Here is a 2,929-nt window from a genome sequence, read left to right as displayed (position 1 = left end):
GAAGCGTAGGAACTCCCATCATCGCAGGTCAGCAGGCACCTCTTCCTATTCCTCTGTCCACAGGCCGACTATCACGCGGTGGATCGAGGCTGAGGGATCTATGCAGGCGAACCATGAACCCCGATCCTCAGGTGGCTGCGAACGCTTGTAATCATCCCAGGTGGCAAACCCCTCGGGTGGTGGCGGTACGACGTATCCCAACACCTCGCACCAGAAACGAGCGAGACGCTCAGGTTCCGCGCAGTCAAAGGTGACTTGGAACTTCTTGATCGCTGACATCTGGGCACCGTATCAAGGGGACTTGGGGCTCTGCCGCTCATTACCCCGGGTGGCTCCGCCCCCTCCCGTCGTGCGCCGCTACGTTGGACGCCAAGTGATCAAACCGGCCAGTCCGCGACGATGCGACCGTGGCGGTGGAGCGCGCCAGTGGTCCCGAGGATCCAGTCGTGGCCATACACCTTCGTACCAAGATCTGAAGCGGGACAACCCCCTGAGGAGGGGTTTTGGTCCTCAAGCTCGGCAAGGAATCGGGTCATCCCGTGGGCGCGGCAAGGTCACCCACGGGATGTACTGAGCCTTTTCCATCCTCAGCCTGAGCTGGTCAGGTGGAGGGTGAGGACCGCTTGGACGAGGCTCGTGATCCGGGTCGTCGAGCAGAGGAGCTCGCGGAGAAGCCGCCAGGACTTGAGGGTGGCGACGGCCTGTTCGACCAGCGCCCGCATCTTCGCGTGGGATCGGTTGACGGCCTGCTGGCCGGTGGACAGGCGGTCCCATCGGCCGCGGTAAGGGACGCGTACCGCGCCGCCTGCGCCCTGGTAGGCCTGTCCGCCCAGCAGCAGGTGATGCCGGCCTCGGTGAGAGCGGCGATGATGCCGTGCTCGCGAGCCGCCCGGACGTCATGGACGGCACCGGGAAGGGCCGGTGAAGCCCACAGGAGACGGCCCTTCGGGTCGGTGATGACCTGCACATTCATGCCGTGCATTGTGTGCTTCCCCGAGTAGAACGGCCGGTCGACAGCGATCTGCTCGATCGACAGGAGCGTGCCGTCCAGGGGCACGAACGCCTTCCTGTGCGCTGTGATCACCGCTGAGGCCAGGGGCGGGGCAATGGCGGCCAAGACGTCAACAGCTTCGTGTATGTAGCGATACACGGTCTCGAGACCGACGCCGAACCGGCGGCGAGTTGGGCGTAGGTGTCCCCGCACCGCAGGTAGGCAAGGAGCGTTTTCCAACTTCACGAGTGCCGAGGCGGGTCTTCTCTGACTGACCGATTCAGAATGAAACCGTCACGGCCGACTCAGCGGTATGGAGCGCACGATGCGGAATCCCACGTCGTCGATCCGGAAGGTCGGGTGGCTGCGCCGCCGCACCGACGCCCGGCAGCTCCATTGCTCGTCGGCCCATCCACCACCACGGAGCACGCGATAGGTGCCATAGACCTCGGCGTCGTAAACGTCCCAACACCAGTCCCACACATTGCCCAGCATGTCGTATAGGCCCCATGCGTTGGGCTGCTTGCCGCCAACAGGATGGATCTGGCCACCCGAGTTGCCCTGGTGCCAGGCGACCTCGTCGAGTCGGCCGTATCGCGGGCCGGTGGTACCCGCACGACAGGCATGCTCCCATTCGGCCTCGGTCGGCAGCCGGTACCCGTCTGCGGAGGTATCCCATTCGGCTGCGGCAGAGTCGACATGGAGTTGATAGGCTGGCGTCAGCCCGTCGCGCTGGGACAACGCGTTGCAGAACTGGACTGCGTCCCACCACGAAACGCCCTCCACGGGCAGTTGGTCGCCTTGGGTGCTACTCGGCCGCTGACCGGTGACCTGTGCGTACCACGACTGCGTGACAGGGAACGCTGACATCTGGAACGGTGCAACCTCGACCGGCCAACTGCTCTGCGTCCGCCGGTCCGACAGTGTCACCCGTCCCGGCGGGACGGCAACCATTGCGTTTCCTGCCCTCGTGTCCACAACAGGCCACCTTACCTGCGCTTTCACTCGCTCTAGTGATCTTTCTGAAGGGAACTGACGAGGCGGCGGAGGCAGATGATGCTGCAGGCCAGTGCCAGCAGAGCTTGGTGGAGGTCCGCTCTGCGTTCGTAGCGGATGCGGAGACGTTTGAACTGATGGAGCCAGGCGGAAGGTACGCTCGACCACCCACCGGATCCCGCCCAGGCCCGAACCGTGGGCGATGCCGCGGCGGGCGATGAGGGGCTTGATGCCGCGCTTCCAAAGCAGGCGGCGGTACTTGTCGTAGTCGTAGCCGCGGTCGGCGTACAGCCGCTTGGACTTGTTCCTGGGCCGACCCCACAGTCCTCGAATTATGTGGGATCGCGTCGAGAAGGGGGATCAGTTGGGTGACGTCGTGCCGGTTCCCGACGGTCAGCGACACAGCGAGCGGGGTGCCGCGGCGGTCGACGAGCACCTGGTGCTTGGAGCCGGGGCGGCCGCGGTCGACCGGAGACGGTCCGACATGGTCCCCCCTTTGAGAGACCTGACGTGGGAGCCGTCGACCGCGCAGTCGTCCATCACCAGCAGGCCCGCCTTCCGCCGTTCGCTGAGGAGTGTTGCCTGCAAACGCGGCCAGACCCCGGCCTCGGTCCAGTCCCGCAGTCGGCGCCATGGCCTCGAACGAGTCAACTGGCCCCACGGGAACGAGTCTTCTGGCCCCAGGCAGCGATCTTTGAGGCTCGTCGTGAACGAGTCGATTGGCCCCGGTGGCTTTGATCGTGTCCGCCGACGGCGTTCGTCGATCCGGGCCGTTGTCAGTGCCGGCTGGGAGGACCACCGGTATGACACCGTTGCTTCTCACCGACATCCCGGTTTATCTAGGGTCAGTGGGCACTTCACGCAGGTCAGGCAGCCTATCCCGGGGCGAGGCAAGTAAGGCAAGGAGCGGCCCCGGAAACGGTTCGCTCAAAACCTATGCGG

General features: G+C 65.0%; 1 protein-coding gene and 3 pseudogenes. All 4 read right to left on the bottom strand.

The features are described from left to right. Positions 1-90: 90 nt before the first annotated feature. Positions 91-279, bottom strand: a pseudogene (locus AB0N07_RS50165) (VOC family protein); the annotation flags it as partial. Between the two features lie 308 nt (positions 280-587). Next, positions 588-1,057 (bottom strand): annotated as a pseudogene (locus tag AB0N07_RS50160) (transposase family protein). 228 nt (positions 1,058-1,285) lie between these two features. Continuing rightward, positions 1,286-1,945, bottom strand: a complete 660-nt coding sequence (locus AB0N07_RS50155; protein ID WP_365847574.1) for a formylglycine-generating enzyme family protein — start codon at positions 1,943-1,945, stop codon at positions 1,286-1,288. A 56-nt stretch (positions 1,946-2,001) separates the two neighbouring features. Continuing rightward, positions 2,002-2,620, bottom strand: a pseudogene (locus AB0N07_RS50150) (IS5 family transposase); the annotation flags it as partial. Positions 2,621-2,929: the final 309 nt, after the last annotated feature.

Origin of the sequence: Streptomyces sp. NPDC051172, assembly GCF_040682555.1 — a bacterium.
Classification (GTDB): domain Bacteria; phylum Actinomycetota; class Actinomycetes; order Streptomycetales; family Streptomycetaceae; genus Streptomyces.
This window is presented reverse-complemented; position numbering and strand designations above follow the sequence as displayed.